The sequence below is a fragment of the Streptomyces phaeochromogenes genome, from assembly GCF_001418655.1.
GTDB lineage: Bacteria > Actinomycetota > Actinomycetes > Streptomycetales > Streptomycetaceae > Streptomyces > Streptomyces phaeochromogenes.
Window position 1 is genome coordinate 1 of sequence record NZ_LIQZ01000133.1, and the last position, 14,918, is coordinate 14,918.

The 14,918-nt window shown below is 69.1% G+C and carries 15 protein-coding genes, 1 tRNA gene and 1 pseudogene; 10 read left to right on the top strand and 7 right to left on the bottom strand.

The window, feature by feature from the left end; all coding sequences use genetic code 11:
• Positions 1-151: 151 nt before the first annotated feature.
• Both AOK17_RS18480 and AOK17_RS18485 read left to right on the top strand, forming a co-directional pair.
• Positions 152-226: transfer RNA gene (locus AOK17_RS18480), tRNA-Val, on the top strand.
• A gap of 348 nt (positions 227-574) precedes the next feature.
• Positions 575-931, top strand: coding sequence for a DUF6086 family protein (locus tag AOK17_RS18485; protein ID WP_055613602.1), 357 nt, complete (start codon positions 575-577; stop codon positions 929-931).
• Between the two features lie 327 nt (positions 932-1,258).
• On the opposite strand, the gene AOK17_RS18490 is transcribed toward AOK17_RS18485, so the two are convergent.
• Entirely contained in the window at positions 1,259-1,714 is a 456-nt protein-coding gene (locus AOK17_RS18490; RefSeq protein ID WP_055613603.1) for a hypothetical protein, read from the bottom strand.
• Between the two features lie 311 nt (positions 1,715-2,025).
• Here AOK17_RS18490 and AOK17_RS18495 point away from each other — a divergent pair, with 311 nt between their 5' ends.
• The 4 genes and pseudogenes from AOK17_RS18495 (at position 2,026) to AOK17_RS18510 (ending at position 5,432) form a co-directional block, all read left to right on the top strand.
• Positions 2,026-2,820 carry an FkbM family methyltransferase gene (locus AOK17_RS18495; RefSeq protein ID WP_206190784.1) on the top strand — a complete coding sequence of 265 codons (795 nt, stop codon included), beginning with the start codon at positions 2,026-2,028 and terminating at the stop codon, positions 2,818-2,820.
• 60 nt (positions 2,821-2,880) lie between these two features.
• Positions 2,881-3,180 (top strand): annotated as a pseudogene (locus tag AOK17_RS18500) (Scr1 family TA system antitoxin-like transcriptional regulator); the annotation flags it as partial.
• 241 nt (positions 3,181-3,421) lie between these two features.
• Positions 3,422-3,844 (top strand): hypothetical protein, encoded by a 423-nt coding sequence (locus tag AOK17_RS18505; RefSeq protein WP_157881358.1) that lies wholly within the window; start codon positions 3,422-3,424, stop codon positions 3,842-3,844.
• Positions 3,845-4,052: 208 nt separating this feature from the next.
• On the top strand, positions 4,053-5,432 hold the full coding sequence (locus AOK17_RS18510; RefSeq protein WP_055613606.1) for a hypothetical protein: 1,380 nt from the start codon (positions 4,053-4,055) through the stop codon (positions 5,430-5,432).
• 33 nt (positions 5,433-5,465) lie between these two features.
• Here AOK17_RS18510 and AOK17_RS18515 read toward each other — a convergent pair whose 3' ends face one another.
• Positions 5,466-5,837: a hypothetical protein gene (locus tag AOK17_RS18515; RefSeq protein WP_055613607.1), complete on the bottom strand. Its 372-nt coding sequence runs from the start codon at positions 5,835-5,837 to the stop codon at positions 5,466-5,468.
• 145 nt (positions 5,838-5,982) lie between these two features.
• On the opposite strand from AOK17_RS18515, the gene AOK17_RS18520 reads away from it, so the two are divergent.
• Positions 5,983-6,495 carry a GNAT family N-acetyltransferase gene (locus AOK17_RS18520; protein WP_055613608.1) on the top strand — a complete coding sequence of 171 codons (513 nt, stop codon included), beginning with the start codon at positions 5,983-5,985 and terminating at the stop codon, positions 6,493-6,495.
• 95 nt (positions 6,496-6,590) lie between these two features.
• The gene (locus AOK17_RS18525) at positions 6,591-6,872 is read left to right on the top strand and encodes a DUF2277 domain-containing protein (RefSeq protein ID WP_055613609.1); all 282 of its coding nucleotides are present in this window, start codon (positions 6,591-6,593) and stop codon (positions 6,870-6,872) included.
• Positions 6,873-6,975: 103 nt separating this feature from the next.
• On the opposite strand, the gene AOK17_RS18530 is transcribed toward AOK17_RS18525, so the two are convergent.
• A complete protein-coding gene (locus AOK17_RS18530) occupies positions 6,976-7,704 on the bottom strand; it encodes a DedA family protein (RefSeq protein WP_169801933.1) in 729 nt (242 codons plus the stop codon).
• A 358-nt stretch (positions 7,705-8,062) separates the two neighbouring features.
• Here AOK17_RS18530 and AOK17_RS18535 point away from each other — a divergent pair, with 358 nt between their 5' ends.
• Entirely contained in the window at positions 8,063-8,623 is a 561-nt protein-coding gene (locus tag AOK17_RS18535; protein WP_245697219.1) for a superoxide dismutase family protein, read from the top strand.
• A 91-nt stretch (positions 8,624-8,714) separates the two neighbouring features.
• Here AOK17_RS18535 and AOK17_RS18540 read toward each other — a convergent pair whose 3' ends face one another.
• The 4 genes from AOK17_RS18540 to AOK17_RS18555 all read right to left on the bottom strand — a co-directional run bounded on the left by AOK17_RS18540 (position 8,715) and on the right by AOK17_RS18555 (position 14,077).
• Entirely contained in the window at positions 8,715-9,179 is a 465-nt protein-coding gene (locus tag AOK17_RS18540) for a DoxX family protein (protein ID WP_055613610.1), read from the bottom strand.
• Positions 9,180-9,268: 89 nt separating this feature from the next.
• Positions 9,269-11,167, bottom strand: coding sequence for an FAD/NAD(P)-binding protein (locus AOK17_RS18545; protein ID WP_055613611.1), 1,899 nt, complete (start codon positions 11,165-11,167; stop codon positions 9,269-9,271).
• Between the two features lie 455 nt (positions 11,168-11,622).
• Positions 11,623-13,266, bottom strand: a complete 1,644-nt coding sequence (locus AOK17_RS18550) for an alkaline phosphatase D family protein (RefSeq protein WP_055613612.1) — start codon at positions 13,264-13,266, stop codon at positions 11,623-11,625.
• Positions 13,267-13,432: 166 nt separating this feature from the next.
• The gene (locus AOK17_RS18555; RefSeq protein ID WP_055613613.1) at positions 13,433-14,077 is read right to left on the bottom strand and encodes an HNH endonuclease family protein; all 645 of its coding nucleotides are present in this window, start codon (positions 14,075-14,077) and stop codon (positions 13,433-13,435) included.
• Positions 14,078-14,417: 340 nt separating this feature from the next.
• Here AOK17_RS18555 and AOK17_RS18560 point away from each other — a divergent pair.
• Positions 14,418-14,918, top strand: a 501-nt coding sequence (locus tag AOK17_RS18560; protein WP_055613614.1) for an HAD family hydrolase, incomplete at its 3' end; no start/stop codon positions are given.

Here is a 14,918-nt window from a genome sequence, read left to right on the forward strand (position 1 = left end):
GTAAACCCCCGCATGGTGGGGGCGGGGGAGGGGACGTCGGCTCCGGCTCCGGGATCGGACCGGGATCGACACGGGCACCCTGACCGGCTTCCGCCCCGGTAACGGGTTTGCGGGGCACTGCCCCGGGCAATGTAGGCTGTCGACTCGTCCCGGGCGCGTAGCTCAGTGGTAGAGCGCCGCCCTTACAAGGCGGATGTCGGCGGTTCGAAACCGTCCGCGCCCACCAGTCCCAGGACATGAACGAGGCCCAGGTCAGCCGGTGTGAATCCGGATGCCTGGGCCTTGATCTTTGTCGGCGGCCTTTCGTCGCCGTGCCGCTTACGTACCAGAAGGACTGTGCGGCAGTCGTTTCACCTTCCTGCCCCGACCGTCCCCAGGGGCGTCAAGGTCGTTCGTACAGTGGCGCGCTCCACCTTGACGCCCCCGAACCACGCCCGCTCCACGGTGTGTGGATGGACGGCGGACGGGATGGGAGCTGGGGCGAGTGGTGAGGAGCGGTACGGCTTCGGCCATACGGTCGAAGGAACTCAGGGCAGCACGCCCGGAGTTCCCCTCAGAGTGTGGAGACCGCAGCGTGAGTTACCCCTACGAACTGGGCGGAGAGATTCTGTGGGACGCGGGTTACCACAGCGGACTGCTGTACCTCTCCCTCGCGCGGGGGGCGGCGGAGTTTCTGGAGCTCCCGACCGGTCTGACACCGACCCCTCAGGGCAGCTGTGACATCGAGCTGCCGACGTTCCGGGCCTTCGTGCAGGGTCTGTACGGCACATACTCCTCGGCCGGGAATCCGGTGCTGCGTGGTCTGACGCGCGACCTACTGATCACCTCGCTCGTCCTCCTGGAGTACGCGGAGGCTCCGATCACGCTGAAGCCCGAGCACGAGGAGGCTCTCAAGGATGAGAGGGCCGTCTTCACGCGTTCCATGGGATAGGGCATGCGGCTCGATCGAGCTATGGAGCGGATGGTTCTTGTGCCCCTGCCGTGCCCGATCGACCGGGAACTGACGGGGAACCACGGTAATTGCAGGACAACACAAAGGAGAACGGCCCCCGACCGATTTACCTGGTCATGGGCCGTTCATCTGCGGTGGGTGTGGGATTTGAACCCACGGTCACATCGCTGCGACGACGGTTTTCAAGATTACTCAAGTGCTGTGGGCGAATCGCATCCGCACTTGTGCAGGGAAGCCGGGGTTATGCGTGTCGATTCGCAAGGCCTTGTCCATCCGCCACCACTCGGCGCGCGCCCGCCTGGGTAATCAGTCCTCGGCCTTCGCAGGGAAGCGAACCAGCGGAACCGGCATCAGGCAGAGCGCGAAGGCCACCTGCACCAGGATTGGAACGAGGAGGAGCGCCACGATGTTCTGGAAGAGCAAGAACCATGTGGGCAGGAGGAGGAGCCCCGCCAGACGGATACGGAATGCCGCCCCCTTGCGCTTGTTGAGCAGCCCGAACAACAGGATTACCAGCAGCGAGGGGACGCCCACCATGAGCCCCACCCAGGCAATGGAGTCGTCCCACAGGTAGTAGGCGGTGTCCTCCCAGTACGAGCGGGTGCGAGGCAGGTAGGACACAAGCTCGTGCCGGCGGGGAGCTGTCAGGGCATAGACGAGCCATGCCGCCACCCAGATCAGCAGGTAACGACCGACGGCATCAGCGATGCACAAGCCGACACGGCCGAGTCGGTGCCAGGGAGAGGTGACCACGAAGGGCATAGCGCATAGTGACACCTTTTTTGAACGCGTTCAAGAAAGTCGAGGGGTAGGTCAGGAGTGACTGGCGGTCCGGCCGGCGGTACAACAGAGGGTGGCGCAGTTCGGCTGTGGTACAGCGCAGAAGTGCGGCAACCGCGGCAACCGGCAGCGACCGCCCCGAGTCGATAGCACCCCGTTGACCAGGTCGGCAGACCTCAGTGACCCCTCCGCCCGTAGTTCGCATCGAGGGGACCACGACACCCGCGCGGCCGAAGCGAAGGGTGCGGGCTGGTTTGTTGGCTCCAACCCTGGTACATCACTTTGTCATGAGCATGAGTGCGATTGAACTGCACAGCATAAATCGTTGGGAGGCGTCCTTCCTGCGCGAGGAGGTGGACGGCTACTTCACCCACGGCATCGAGTGCACGCCGGGCGCGACGGTACTCGACGTGGGCGCCAACATCGGTGTGTTCTCGGCCGCCGTCTATGAGCGGCTGGACGGGGACGTGCGGATCTACGCCTTCGAGCCGATGCCGCCACTCCACGCGACACTCGAACGAAATGCTCGCGAGTTCTTCAACGGACGTCTGACCGCGCTCCCTTACGGCCTGGCGTCCCGTGACGACGAGCTCGATTTCAGCTACGTTCCGGCCGCCACGATCTTCTCGTCCTCCTCGCGGGATCAGGGGAACATCGAGGACGAGCGGCGCCGGGTCACCGCCAGCGTCGTCGAAATGATCCGCCAGGGCGGCCTGGGACCGGTCCTGCGCCGCGTACCCGCCCGCATCCTCACTCTTCTCATCGGCCGCAAGCTGCGGGTGCTGCGGCGGCTCGAGACGCACCGGGTGAAGGTCAGGCCCCTGTCATCGGTGCTCGACGAGCAGGGCATCGACCACATCGACCTGCTCAAGGTCGATGTGGAAGGCGCCGAACTCGAGGTACTCAGAGGCATCGAGGAACGGCATTGGCCGCTGGTCCGCCAGGCCGTCGTCGAGGTGGAGGGCTGGCAGCAGAACCGCGACACAGTCTGCGAGGTCCTCCTCACGCACGGCTTCAAAGTCAGCACCGAGCAGGACTCGGTGCAGCGGGCCGGCGACATCGGCATGGTGTTCGCGGTCAGGCCCTGACCACGCGCAGCACCCGGCACCCAAGGCGGCGGTAAGGGATCGTGGAATCGATCCCATTACCTTGCCAGCCAGCTCGACCGCCTCGCGGGCACGAGCGGCATGGACACCGTGGAGCTGGGGATCATCCCGCTCGGGGCATCCCTCAAGACCCCCACGGCGAACGGCTCCTGGATCCTGGACGACAGACTCGTAATCGCCGAGGACTGGCACGCCGAACTGTGGCTGGAAGACGCCGATTCCGTTGCGACCTACTTGAAGGTCTGGCGCACGCTGCGGGAGTTCGCGGTATGCGGGGCCGATGCGCACAACGTCGTCAACCGCGTTCGACGGACGCTGAATCCGCGGGATCTCATCGTGTGAACTGGACTGCGGAAAACCGTCCGCGCCCGGCAGTCCCAGGAAGCAGTCCCAGGACATGAATGAGGCCCGGGTCGATCGGAGTGAAGTCGGGGCCTGGGCCTTGACCTTTGGCGGCGGCTTTTCGGTGCCGTGTCGATTGCTGACTTGCCGAGGGTGGTGGGGTCCGGGCTCCGGCCATACTGGCAGCGACCGAGACCTTGAGGCGCCGGGCAGTATCCACCACGGACGAAAGGCCCTGAAAGTGGCCGAGACGAAACGTGAACGACCAGCCGGCTTGGACGCGCTCTCCCTTCCTGGTCCTCCGGCGGCCGACCAGGAAAACCCTGCAGAACGTCTGATGGGGGACGTGAGGCATGGCGTCGAACAGCGCCGGTATCTGCGCGGGATGATCTTTCCGGAAGTCGCTGTGGTGGAGAGGCTGTACGGGCTGTCGGAGAAGGAGGTTCGGTCGGCGATCAGGCGACTTCGAGACGAAGAACTGCTGCAACTGCACGATGACTACCAGGAGACCTACTTCATCGATGTCGGTCGAGGAGTCCCGAGTAGGGAACCGGCGGACACCGGACTCGTCGCCCAGGTTGCCGAATTGACCACGAGACTCCAGGAACTCAGCAGCCGTGTTCAGGCCCTGGAGGCCATAGTCATGGGCCGTGACGAGAGGTGATCTCCGGCTAGCGGTGGTTATTCAGACCTCGCGGCGTTCCTGCTGTGCCTCTGTCCCAACAGGCTCGTGTGACGCGGGCGTTGACCCCGGCCCCGTGTGTCAGCACAATGAGCGCGCGCTCTTGAGAGCGCTCTCAAGGTGGGTGCTCCCCGTGCGTTCGCCCGTGGTTCTGCCCGCGCATTCGGTCCGTACGTTCCCAGGGAGAGTCATGGTCGGCAGGCAAGGTCCGGTGGTTGGTCGTCGTTCGCTCATTGGTGCCGGACTCGGTGTTGGGGTTGGTGCTGCGGTGTTCGGTGCGGGTGGGTCCGCGGCGGCGTATGCCGCCGGGGGGTCCGCTCGGCGGCGTGGGCTGGGGTTTTTGGCGGCTGCCATGGACGGCTATCCGGATCATGGGAGTGTTCGGCTGGCGCAGAGTTACAGCGATCAGGCGGGGCTCTTCAGTACGGCGTTCACGTATGACAACGCTCTGGCGGTTCTGGCGCAGCTGGCGGGCCGTACCGCCGGTGGGCTGGGCAGAGCCGTGGTGCTCGGTGATGCGTTGCTCTACGCCCAGGAGCATGACCCCGTGTACGACGACGGCAGGTTGCGGCAGGCCTACAACGTCGGGCCGTACACCTTCTTCGACGGGTCGTTGCAGCCGGACGGGTTCGTGCGGGCCGACGGAACTGCCAATGTGGGTACGCAGTTCGGGTTCACGGGGACGGCCGTGGGTGACATGGCCTGGGCGGGGATCGCGCTGAGTGCCCTCGCTCGGCGGACCGGGGCCCGTCGTTTTCTTGACGGTGCCGTGCGGATCGGTACGTGGATCGATCGCGTCGGGCGTACCGACGAACCCCTCGGGGGCTACAAGTTCGGGGTCAACGGGGCCGACGAGGAGTTGCCCTTCACCTCCACCGAGCACAACACCGATCTGGTCTGTCTGTTCGGTCGGCTCGCTCTGCTCACCGGTGACCGGGTGTGGCGGGAGCGGCGTGCGCGGGCCGAGGCCTTCGTCAAGAAGATGTGGGAGCCGGCCGGGGGCTTCATCTACACCGGTACCAATGACGGGGTGACGGTCAACAAGTCCCCGATCCCCGAGGACACCCAGACCTGGACCCATCTCGCCCTCGACTCCCGCTCGTACTCCCGGTCCTTGGACTGGGCTGCGGTCGAGTTGGCCGTGGTCGATCACGCCGGGCGGCGGAACAGTACGGTGCCGACGGGGCAGACGTACGAAGGCGTCACCTTCAGCTCCGCCAGTCTGGTGGCGAACGAGGACGCCCCGATCGCCGAGTTCCAGCCCAAGCCCGACCGCAGTGGCGTGTGGTTCGAGGGGACCGCTCATCTTGCGCTCGCTCTGCGGGACCGGAGCAGGGCCGGCGATGAGACACGTGCCCGTCGGCTGGTCGCCAGTATTGAGCGGGCTCAGGATCTGCTCGGGGCCGGGCAGACCGTCGGCGGTCATGCGCTTCCCGAGCGCTCCGGTGTCGTCTCGGCCAGCAGTCCGCTCGACACCGGGTTCGGCTTCGGCTACTACCCGTACCGGCACGTGGGGGCCACCGCGTGGTACCTGCTGGCGGCTACGCGCACCAATCCGCTGCGGGCCTGAACGGACGACGAACGACAGGGCCGGTCGTGGGTCTCAGGGGGTGGAGCGGCCCTCCGCCTCTGCCTCCCGTGAGTGCGTTTCCGTCTCCCGTACGTGCTTGAGCGACATCCGGGCGTCCACCTTCTCCGCCGCCGCGACCTCCGCCCAGAAACGGTGGCAGGTCACGAAGACCGTGAGTTCGCGTTCGCGCTCTCGGAGCTTCTCCACCTCGGCCTGTTCGTCGGCCGTCCAGCCGGGGGAGGCGGGGCGCTCCACCTTGCGCCAGCCGTGGTCGTCGCTGAAGCCGTCCAGGGGCTCGACCGACCAGGGGAGCCGCTTCAGGAGGGCCAGAAGCTCGGCCCGGACCTGATGCAGCTCCTCCTGACCGGCCAGGAGGTCACTCGGGAAGTCGTAGGTCGTAGCCACGCGACAATGCTACGCCTGTTCGATTTTGGGATGCGAGTTCCTTGGGGGACTTCACACGAATGTGTCGCGGCGGCGGCCCACTCCACGGCCGCGGCACCTTGTCGGCCCCCTGGCGTTGTCCGACCCCCGTCCTAGGGTGGCCACCATGGACAGCGGAGAGACATCGCAGGTGAGACTGCACGCGTGGGCGGAAGGCGACTTCTGGCTTCTCCAGAGGGCCAACAGCCCCGAGATGATGGAGCACTTGGGTGGTCCGGAGAGCGAGGAGAAGCTCATCGACCGGCACCGGCGTTACGTCGGCCTGGGGCCGGGGTGCATGTACCGGGTCACGGCGGCGGACACCGGCGACACCGTGGGCTCGATCGGCTTCTGGGAGCGGGAGTGGCGGGGCGAGAAGGTGTGGGAGACCGGGTGGGGGGTCCTGCCGGAGTTCCAGGGGCACGGGTTCGCCGCGGCGGCTGCCCGCGCGGTCGTCGAGGAGGCGAGGGCGGCCGGAGAGCACCGGTACCTTCACGCGTTTCCGAGCGTGGATCACCTCGCGTCGAACGCGGTCTGCCGCAGCGCCGGATTCGAACTGCTCGGTACGGCCGACTTCGAGTATCCGAAGGGCCACTGGATCACGTCGAACGACTGGCGGGTGGACCTCGGCGGACGCTGACGCCGGGCGCGGTGCCCGTTGTCGTGGCCTGCGTGATCCGTGGAGGCGTCGCCGTTCCTGGGCACGATGTCAGTGCCGCGCGCGAGACTGGGGGTATGTGCCGCAGCATCAAGACTCTCCGACCGCCCGTCCTGCCCGAAGAGGCCACGGAGGAGGACATCCGCGCCGCCGCGCTCCAGTACGTCCGCAAGGTCTCCGGCTTCCGAGCCCCGGCCGCGCACAACCGCGAGGTCTTCGACCGCGCGGTCGACGCGATCGCCGAGGCGACGGCCGAGCTGCTGGACGGCCTGGAGATACGAGGGCGGACGGCCGTCGGCAGTCATGCCGACAGCCCCCATTCCGACAGCGCCCACGTCGACAGCCGCCAGGCCGGCTGACCGGCTGACCGGCAGGCTGACCGCCAGGCCGGTTCACCGGCGCCCGTCGTACGAGGCCCGTCCGAGGCGTGCGCAGCTACTGGTGTGCCCAGCCGCTGGTGCCTCAGGCGCCCGGGCCCGCCTCGGGCACCTGCACCTGCACCGGTACCGGTACCGACACGGCTGCGACTGCGGCAACGGGTACAGGCAAAGGCGCCGTTGACGGTCGTCGCATCAGGAAGGCCGCCCCCGCCCCCGCCCCGAACAGCGCCACCAGTGAGACGCCGGTGGCGAGCCAGGTCGCGCCCAGCCACTGGCCGCCGAAATAGCCGAGGGCGACGCTGTACGCGGCCCAGGCGAGCCCCGCGAGGATCGACCACGGCAGGAATTCGCGGACGCGGCGGTGCGCGGCGCCCGCGCCGAGCGAGACGACCGAGCGGCCGGCGGGCGCGAAGCGGGCCAGGACGACCAGGGCGCCGCCGCCTCGTGCGAGCGCCGCGCCGAGACGTTCCTGCGCACCCCTCAGGCGGCGGGAGCGGGCGATTGCGCGGTCCAGGCGCTCCCCGCCGCGCCAGGCCAGCCGGTACGCCACCAGGTCGCCGAGGACCGAGGCGGTCGCGGCGCAGAGGGTCAGCGCGAGGAGGTCCGGCACGTGCGCGGTCGGGATATCCGGCACGTGCACGGCAGCCGCGCCGGTACCGGCCGCGGCTGCCGTCGCCGCCGTGATGACGAGGACGCCGCTCGGCAGTACCGGCAGAAAGACGTCGAAAAGGACCGACAGAGCCACCACGGCATAGATCCATTGGCTGTAGATCCAAGGGCTGCCGGACAGCGGCCCCACACTCTCAAGCACCCGAACTCCCCTGTGTCTCCCCCGTAGGCCCGAACCGTGCCGTGATGCCGCGATGTCGCGGGGGAGCGGCAGGAGCGGCCTGTGACAGCCATACAGCGTACGCCTCGGGTCCGACAGGAGATCCACAGGGGGCACGTGCGTTCGCCACATCATGTTCACCCGGCTGCCGCTTCCCGGCGGGCGGGCCTGCGCCGCGTCCCGTACCAACGGAAAGGGGCGACCAACGGTGTGAGGAGCGGAACCGGCGATGGCGTCAGGAATAGCGGCAGTACGAACAGGTCGGACAGTACGAACAGGTCGGGCAGAGCGAGCAGGTCGGACGGGAAGAGCGGGAGCGGTCGGTCTCGTCGTCATCGCGTTGGCGTCGGCCGCGCTCGCGACCGGCGCGGGCGGTGCCCACGGTGCGACCGCCGACGGCGGCACGGTCGAGCCGGGCGGTGGTACCGGCGGCAAGCACGGCTACTCGATGCGGACGGACGCCCGCTTCGCCCCGCCCGGCGCCTTCGTCCCGTCGGCGGCCGTCACGTACGACACGAGGCTCGTGCCCGCCGGCTCGTGGATCGAGGTGGGCCAGCGCAGTGCGGAGCGCGGTGCCACGACGGTGAAGCTGCGGGTGACCGGGCTGAAGGCCGGCCACGAGTACGGCGCGCATGTGCACCGGAAACCGTGCGGCGCCGATCCGGCCGCCGCGGGCGGGCACTACCAGCACCGGCCGTCCACGGACCCCGCCGACGTGAACCCCGACAACGAGGTGTGGCTCGACTTCACGGCCGACTCGCGTGGGGCGGGCGCGGCGAGTGCGCGGCACGACTGGAACTTCCGCTTCGGTGAGGCCGCGTCCGTTGTGCTGCACAGTGCGCCTGGGAGTTCGGGGGCGCGGCTGGCGTGCTTCAGCGTGCCCTTCGGATGGGCGGCGTAAGCGCCCTGCTGGTTCAGCTTGATGGCTGCGGGCATGTCGTGGCTGGGCGCGCAGTTCCCCGCGCCCCAAAGGGGCGCGGGGAACGGGCGTGTCAGGCCGTGATCGGCTCCGAAGAGCGCTTCCCGTCCGAGGACGACGATGACGACGAGGACGAGCGGCCCTTGAACAGCCGGTCGAGGCCGAACGCGCCCGAGCCGGTGAAGACCAGCAGGAGCATGGACCAGGAGTACATGGCCGCGCCCTCGCCGTTGTTCCTGATCGGCCAGAGGTGCTCGGGCTGGTGGACCTTGAAGTACGCGTAGGCCATCGCGCCCGACGCGATGAACGCCGCGACGCGGGTGCCGAGACCGAGCAGGACCAGGGCCCCGCCGACGAGCTCGATGACGGCCGCGTACCAGTTGGGCCAGGCGCCGGTCTCGACGGTGGAGCCCTTGCCGTCCATGCCGCCGAGTACGCCGAGGAGCGAGACGGCGCCGTGGCAGGCGAAGAGCAGGCCGATGACTATGCGGAACAGGCCGATGGCGTACGGCTGGGCGCTGTTGAGGCGTCCGGTCATGTGGGGAGAACTCCTTCGGTCTGGATCCGGTCCCGAAAAGGGGCCGGAGTGGGGGACGGAACCGAGTGAGTGCTCCACGTTAGGTCGACCTAATCAATGCTTGCAAGTTCAACTTTTGGCCATGCTTGTGTGTGCGTTGTGGGTTCCGTTTCCGCCTCGCGGCCTTGTCCCGCTTGCTCCGCGGCCGTCCGCAGAACCGCCCGCGCGACCGCGTCGGCGTCCGACAGCGTGACCGAGTCCACACCGGGCCTGGCCCCGGCGGCGGTCACCCAGTGCACACCCTCCGTAGGCACTCCGATCGCGAACCGCCTTGCGTGCGGGCGCCCCTGACGGTCGATCAGACGGTAGGGGCGCTGTGTTACGTCCAGCCCTCCGGTTTCGTAACCGTCCACCGTGTGCGGGCGGCACTGGCCCGTCTTCAGGAGCCGGGCGAGGAGTTCGTCCGCCGTCCGCCGGAGGTCCGGTTCCGGCAGCCGTGCCTCGATGAGCGTCGTCGCCGTCACGGTCGAGCCGGGCACGTCCGGGGAGTGCGCCACCCAGGCCCCTCCCTCGGCCCGCACCTCCAGTCGCGGGCCCAGCACCTCCAGGACGCCCGCCTCGATCAGCGCGGTCATCTCCTCGATACGGCGCCGGGGCGGGCCGATCGACAGGAACGCGTTGAGCGGGGTGTACCAGCGGTCCAGGTGCTCCCGGCGCGAGGTTCCGCCGAGCCCGCCGTGGTCGACGATCTGCCGCAACTCGTTGCGCAGGTCGCGCAGTACGTCGAGAGCCGCCTTGAGGGGACCGTCGACGTTGCCGAGCGCGGCCTGTACGGCGTCCTCGCGGAGGTGATCCAGCAGCCACTCCCGGAAGTCGTCGGTGCCGGTGAAGGCCCGGCCGCCGTACGGCCGTGAAATCCGGTCCCAGGACCAGTGGTCGGCCTCCGCGATCCCGAACTCGCTCAGGATCGGGGCCTCTTGGGGGTCGCGGTGGGGGACGGCGAGGAAGCGCTCGCGGAAGCCACGTATCCGGGTGGCGTCGGGCCCCAACAGGCCCTCGTAGTAGACGGTTTCGACCTCCTTCGCCACCAACGGCCATATCTCCGTGAGGAAGTCGGGCGCGTCGCCCGAGTCCGCGCGTTTGCGGAAGCGGGAGATGACGTCCGGGGTGAGGACGAGGGGTGCGTGACGCCCGTACGGGCCCTTCGCGTTGTCGCCGCGGGCCTGGTACGGGATACCGCGGCGGGAGCCGGCCCGCAGATGCGGCTCCCGGCCCGAGGGGAGGTAGCGCAGGCCGGCCGGGGTGCGCCGGAAACGGCCGCCGCGGGCCGTCGTCAACAGCGCCATGTGGTCGAAGAAGTTGAGGCCCAGACCGCGGAGCAGGACGGTCTCGCCGGGGGCGACGCAGGAGAGGTCGAGGTCGGCCGGGTTGGCGGGCGGGACATGGCGGAGGCCGTGGCGGTCGGCGTACGCGGCCAGGCGCTGCTGTGCCCGGTCGGCCACGGCCGGCAGATGGCCCTGGGCCAGGACCACGGCGGACAGGTCCGGGAGGATGCGGCCGTTGTCGAGTACGAGGATCTGGTGGCCGTCGGCCGTCTCGTCGAGGCGGGTCGCGCGTGCCCGGTGCGTCAGGACCCGTAGCGCGGGCGGTGCCCCGCGGACCACCTCGCCGAAGACCCACTCCAGGTACTGCCCGTACTGGGCGCGGGTCGGATAGTCGTCCGGGCCCAGCTCGCCGTCTGCCCAGGTGTGCAGGCTCGGGCCGGGGCGTATCGGGCCCGAGCAGTCCACGCTGTCGTCGGTGAAGAGGGTGACCTGCGAGGCGACGGTGTTCATCAGCAGCTCGGCCGGCTGGGCGGTGCGCCAGACCCGGCCGGGGCCCGGCGGCGACGGGTCGACGACATGGACCGTCAGGCGCGTGCCGGGCGCGAGGAGCTCGGGCGCGGAGGCGCAGAGACGTTCCAGGACGCTGGTGCCGCGGGGACCGGCGCCGACGAGCGCGATGGACACGGCGGACGCGGCCTGACCTCGTTCGGAACCTCTTTCGGGCTGGGTGGCCTCCGTCGGGTCCGTGGTCCGTGCCGGGTCCGTCGGCTCCGCGGTCGCTGCAGACAAAGGTGTGACTCCCGGACAGGTGGGCGCTGGGGCGCTGGGCAGAGCACACCGTCCGCCGGAAGCGGACGGTCCGCATCATCATGCCGTCGCGCGCCACGGGAGCCGAGCCCTGGAACGGATCAACCGGGCCGGTTGTGGGATGCGTCACGAGCACCATGGGCAACAAGCGTGTGCATCACGGGCAACGCGGCGGTACTTGGGCAACGTACGCAACGCGAGTAGTAAACGTATGCAATCGGGGAATCGCGGGGCGTGGACGGTCGCCGTGAGCGCCCCCCGCCCCGTCCCCGTCGCGGATCGAGTGAAGACTGCTTGCGCGTGGGGGAGTTGTGACTCTCCGTGTCGGTGCGCTAGCTGAGCTCGGATTCGACGATCGTCCGCAGCCGGGCCTCGCCGCCCCGTTCCTGCCGTGCCTGGTCGAGCCGCAGGCGTGCCGAACGGCCGCGCAGGGTCAGTGTCATGAGCTGGTTGCCGAACCAAGGGCCGCCGGTTTTCCGCCAGTCGACGGGCGGACGCTCAAGTCTGCCGTGCCGGGCGAAGCGCCTGCCGATCGCGCGGCCGACCCCGCTCCAGCCGAAACGGAAGCCGAGTCTTATCGAGAGCGGGATGGAGTTGTGCACGGGGGAGCAGGTCAGCTGGAGCACCCGGGCGTCGGGTCCGGGCAGGCCCTCCCGCCAGACCGGCTCGGCGATGTACGCGTGGTGGACGTCCCCGGACAGCACGCACACCGTCGCCGGTGCCTGCGGTCCCGAGCCGGCCTCGGCGATCAGCTCCGCCAGCGAGTCGAACGACGACGGGAACGCCGCCCAGTGCTCCAGGTCCGCCGCCCGCCGCAGCTTCTCCCCGAACCGGGCCCAGCGTTCGCCGCGCTCGCCCCGGCACAGAGCGGCGTTCCAGCCCTCCGCGTCGTGCACGAGGTTGGGGAGCAGCCAGGGCAGGGAGGTGCCGATGAGGAGATGGTCGTACGAACCCGGCTCCTCCAGCACCTGCTCGCGCAGCCATGCCTCCTGGGCCGGGTCGAGCATCGAGCGGTTCTTCTCGTCGAGGACGCGGGCCGCGCGGGAGTCGACCATCAGGAGCCGGGTGCGGCCGAAGTCGCGGCGGTAGCTCCAGCGGACCGAGGCCGGGTCGTTGTCGGCGCGGGCGGCGAAGGCGCGCAGGGCGTCCGTGCCGTCGGGGGTGGCGCGGACCGCTTCGTACAGCGGATCCTCGGCGAGGCGCTCGGGCGGGAGGTTGCCGAGGTGCTGGTGGACCCAGTACGACATCAGGCCGCTCAGGATCCGCTCGCGCCACCAGGGCGTGGCCCGCATGTCGGCGACCCAGGCCTCGCTGGTGTTCCAGTCGTCGATGACGTCGTGGTCGTCGAAGATCATGCAGCTGGGCACGGTGGAGAGCAGCCAGCGGATCTCGGGGTCGAGCCACGATTCGTAGTAGAGGTGCGTGTACTCCTCGTAGTCCGCGACCTCGGCGCCCGGCGGTTCGTTCAGCCCGCGGCGGGCATCCAGCCAGCGGCGGGTGGCCTCCGAGACCTCGTCCGCGTACACCTGGTCGCCCAGCAGCAGCAGGACGTCCGGGCGTTCGCTCTCCGGGTCCGCGGCGATGCGGGCCGCGAGGGTGTCCAGGGCGTCCGGGCCTCCGGGGTCCTTCTCGTCGGCGGCCGGTGTGGCCCAGCGGCAGGAGCCGAAGGCGACCCGTACGGTCTCGTGGTCGTCCACCGGGGTGTGGATGACCGAGGGCGGGAAGCGGGAGTCGGGGAGCGGCCAGACCTGTACCCCGTCGAGCAGTACCTCGTACGGGGACCTCGTGCCCGGGGTCAGGCCGGTGACCGGGATCAGGGCGTAGTGGTGGCCCGCGACCTGGAAGGTGCGGGACTCACCGCCCGTGCCGTCCGGACAGCGCACCTCGGCGGTGCACGGGCGGCTCGCCTCGACCCAGATGGTCGCGGACGAGCCGTCGACGTACCTCAGCAGTGGACCCAGGCGCAGTCCCGCCACGCGATCACTCTCCTCCGTCGCCCCGTACGGTACGGAACGACGGAGGTGAGCGGGGAGGTTCCGTGCATGGTGCAGTTGATCAGTCGCCGATCGGCCGCACGTCAGCTGTCCGTCAGCTGGTGATCTGCTGCCTTTTGCTGCCGGTCGGCTGTGGATCGGTTGGTGATCAGCAGCCGCTGAGGACCGAGGTGAGCTTGCTCTTCTCCGCCGAGTCGACGGAGAGGTCGTAGTAGTACTTCACCTGGACCCAGGCGCGTACGTAGGTGCAGGCGTAGGCCGTGCGCGACGGCATCCACTCGGCCGGGTCCTGGTCGCTCTTCGACTGGTTCACGTTGTCCGTGACGGCGATGAGCTGCGGGCGGGTGAGGTCGTTGGCGAAGGCCTGGCGCGTGGACGCGGACCAGCTGTCGGCGCCGGAGTCCCAGGCCTCGGCCAGCGGGACGAGGTGGTCGATGTCGAGGTCGGAGGCGGCGGTCCAGGTCGCGCCGTCGTAGACGGAGTACCAACTGCCACTGGTGGCCGCGCAGGCGGAGCTGGTGACGACGTTCGTGCCGTCGCGCTTCAGGACCGTCTCACGGGTGTTGCACGTGCCACTGATGGTGATCCAGTGGTTGAAGAGATCGCGGTCGTAGCCGGTGCGGTCCTCGGTCGCCACGGTGAGCGAGGCGAGGTAGGTGCGGGCGGTGGCCGCGCTGACCGGGGTGGGCAGTGCGGCGGAGGCGGTCGGGCCGTTGAAAAGCCCGACCATGGCTATCAATCCGGCGAAGGCGGCCACTAGACTCAGCCGTCGACGCGCGTAGATCTTCGGCATGCGAACTCCCTTGGGGTGGGGGGAAGTTGACCTGCGAGCGACTGAATGCTCGCGGTGGCCGGTTTCCGGGAGATGTGCGTCAGGTGAGAAGTTAATGACGTGGGCATGACACAACAAGAGTCGGGGCGGGACTTTCGGGTTTCCGTCGGCCGCCTTGTTGTGGGTTCGGGTGGAATGGGGCCTCTGGGGTGGTAGCGGGATCGGGTCTTTGTTTTGTACCGTGGAGGAACAAAGTGGCTCCCGTCCGCACTCCCTGACCGGCGGGCGGGGCCGCCTTGTCCCCCCGGGGGTCACGGAATGGCCCCGCTCGGGACCCTCTTCCACGCTTTGGAGCCTGCCGATGACGGCGTCAACCGTGCTGACCGCCCGTGCCCTGCTGCTGGACATGGACGGCACCCTCGTCAACTCGGACGCCGTCGTCGAGCGCGTGTGGCGCCGCTGGGCCGACCGGCACGGGCTCGACGGGGACGAGGTCATGAAGGTCGTCCACGGGCGGCAGGGGTACGCGTCGATGGCTGTGCTGCTGCCCAGCCGGCCGATGGAGCAGAACTACGCCGACAACGCGCGGATGCTTGCCGAGGAGACGGCGGACATGGACGGGGTTGTCGCGATTCCGGGGGCTGCGGAGTTTCTTGCCTCGTTGCGGGGGGTGGTGGCGCATGCGCTCGTCACGTCCGCGGATGTGGCGCTGTCCACCGCGCGGATGGGGGCGGCGGGGCTTTCGTTGCCGGAGGTTCGGGTCACGGCCGAGTCCGTGGGGGCGAGCAAGCCGGATCCTGAGGGGTTCTTGAAGGGGGCGGCGGAGTTGGGGGTCGCGCCTGAGGAGTGTGTGGTGTTCGAG

What these genes read in the sequence shown, in the direction of transcription:
- AOK17_RS18490 (WP_055613603.1), bottom strand. Translation starts at nt 1,714, where the DNA reads ATGCCCTTCGTGGTCACCTCTCCCTGGCACCGACTCGGCCGTGTCGGC.
- AOK17_RS18495 (WP_206190784.1), top strand. Translation starts at nt 2,026, where the DNA reads ATGAGTGCGATTGAACTGCACAGCATAAATCGTTGGGAGGCGTCCTTC.
- AOK17_RS18510 (WP_055613606.1), top strand. Translation starts at nt 4,053, where the DNA reads ATGGTCGGCAGGCAAGGTCCGGTGGTTGGTCGTCGTTCGCTCATTGGT.
- AOK17_RS18520 (WP_055613608.1), top strand. Translation starts at nt 5,983, where the DNA reads ATGGACAGCGGAGAGACATCGCAGGTGAGACTGCACGCGTGGGCGGAA.
- AOK17_RS18525 (WP_055613609.1), top strand. Translation starts at nt 6,591, where the DNA reads ATGTGCCGCAGCATCAAGACTCTCCGACCGCCCGTCCTGCCCGAAGAG.
- AOK17_RS18540 (WP_055613610.1), bottom strand. Translation starts at nt 9,179, where the DNA reads ATGACCGGACGCCTCAACAGCGCCCAGCCGTACGCCATCGGCCTGTTC.
- AOK17_RS18555 (WP_055613613.1), bottom strand. Translation starts at nt 14,077, where the DNA reads ATGCCGAAGATCTACGCGCGTCGACGGCTGAGTCTAGTGGCCGCCTTC.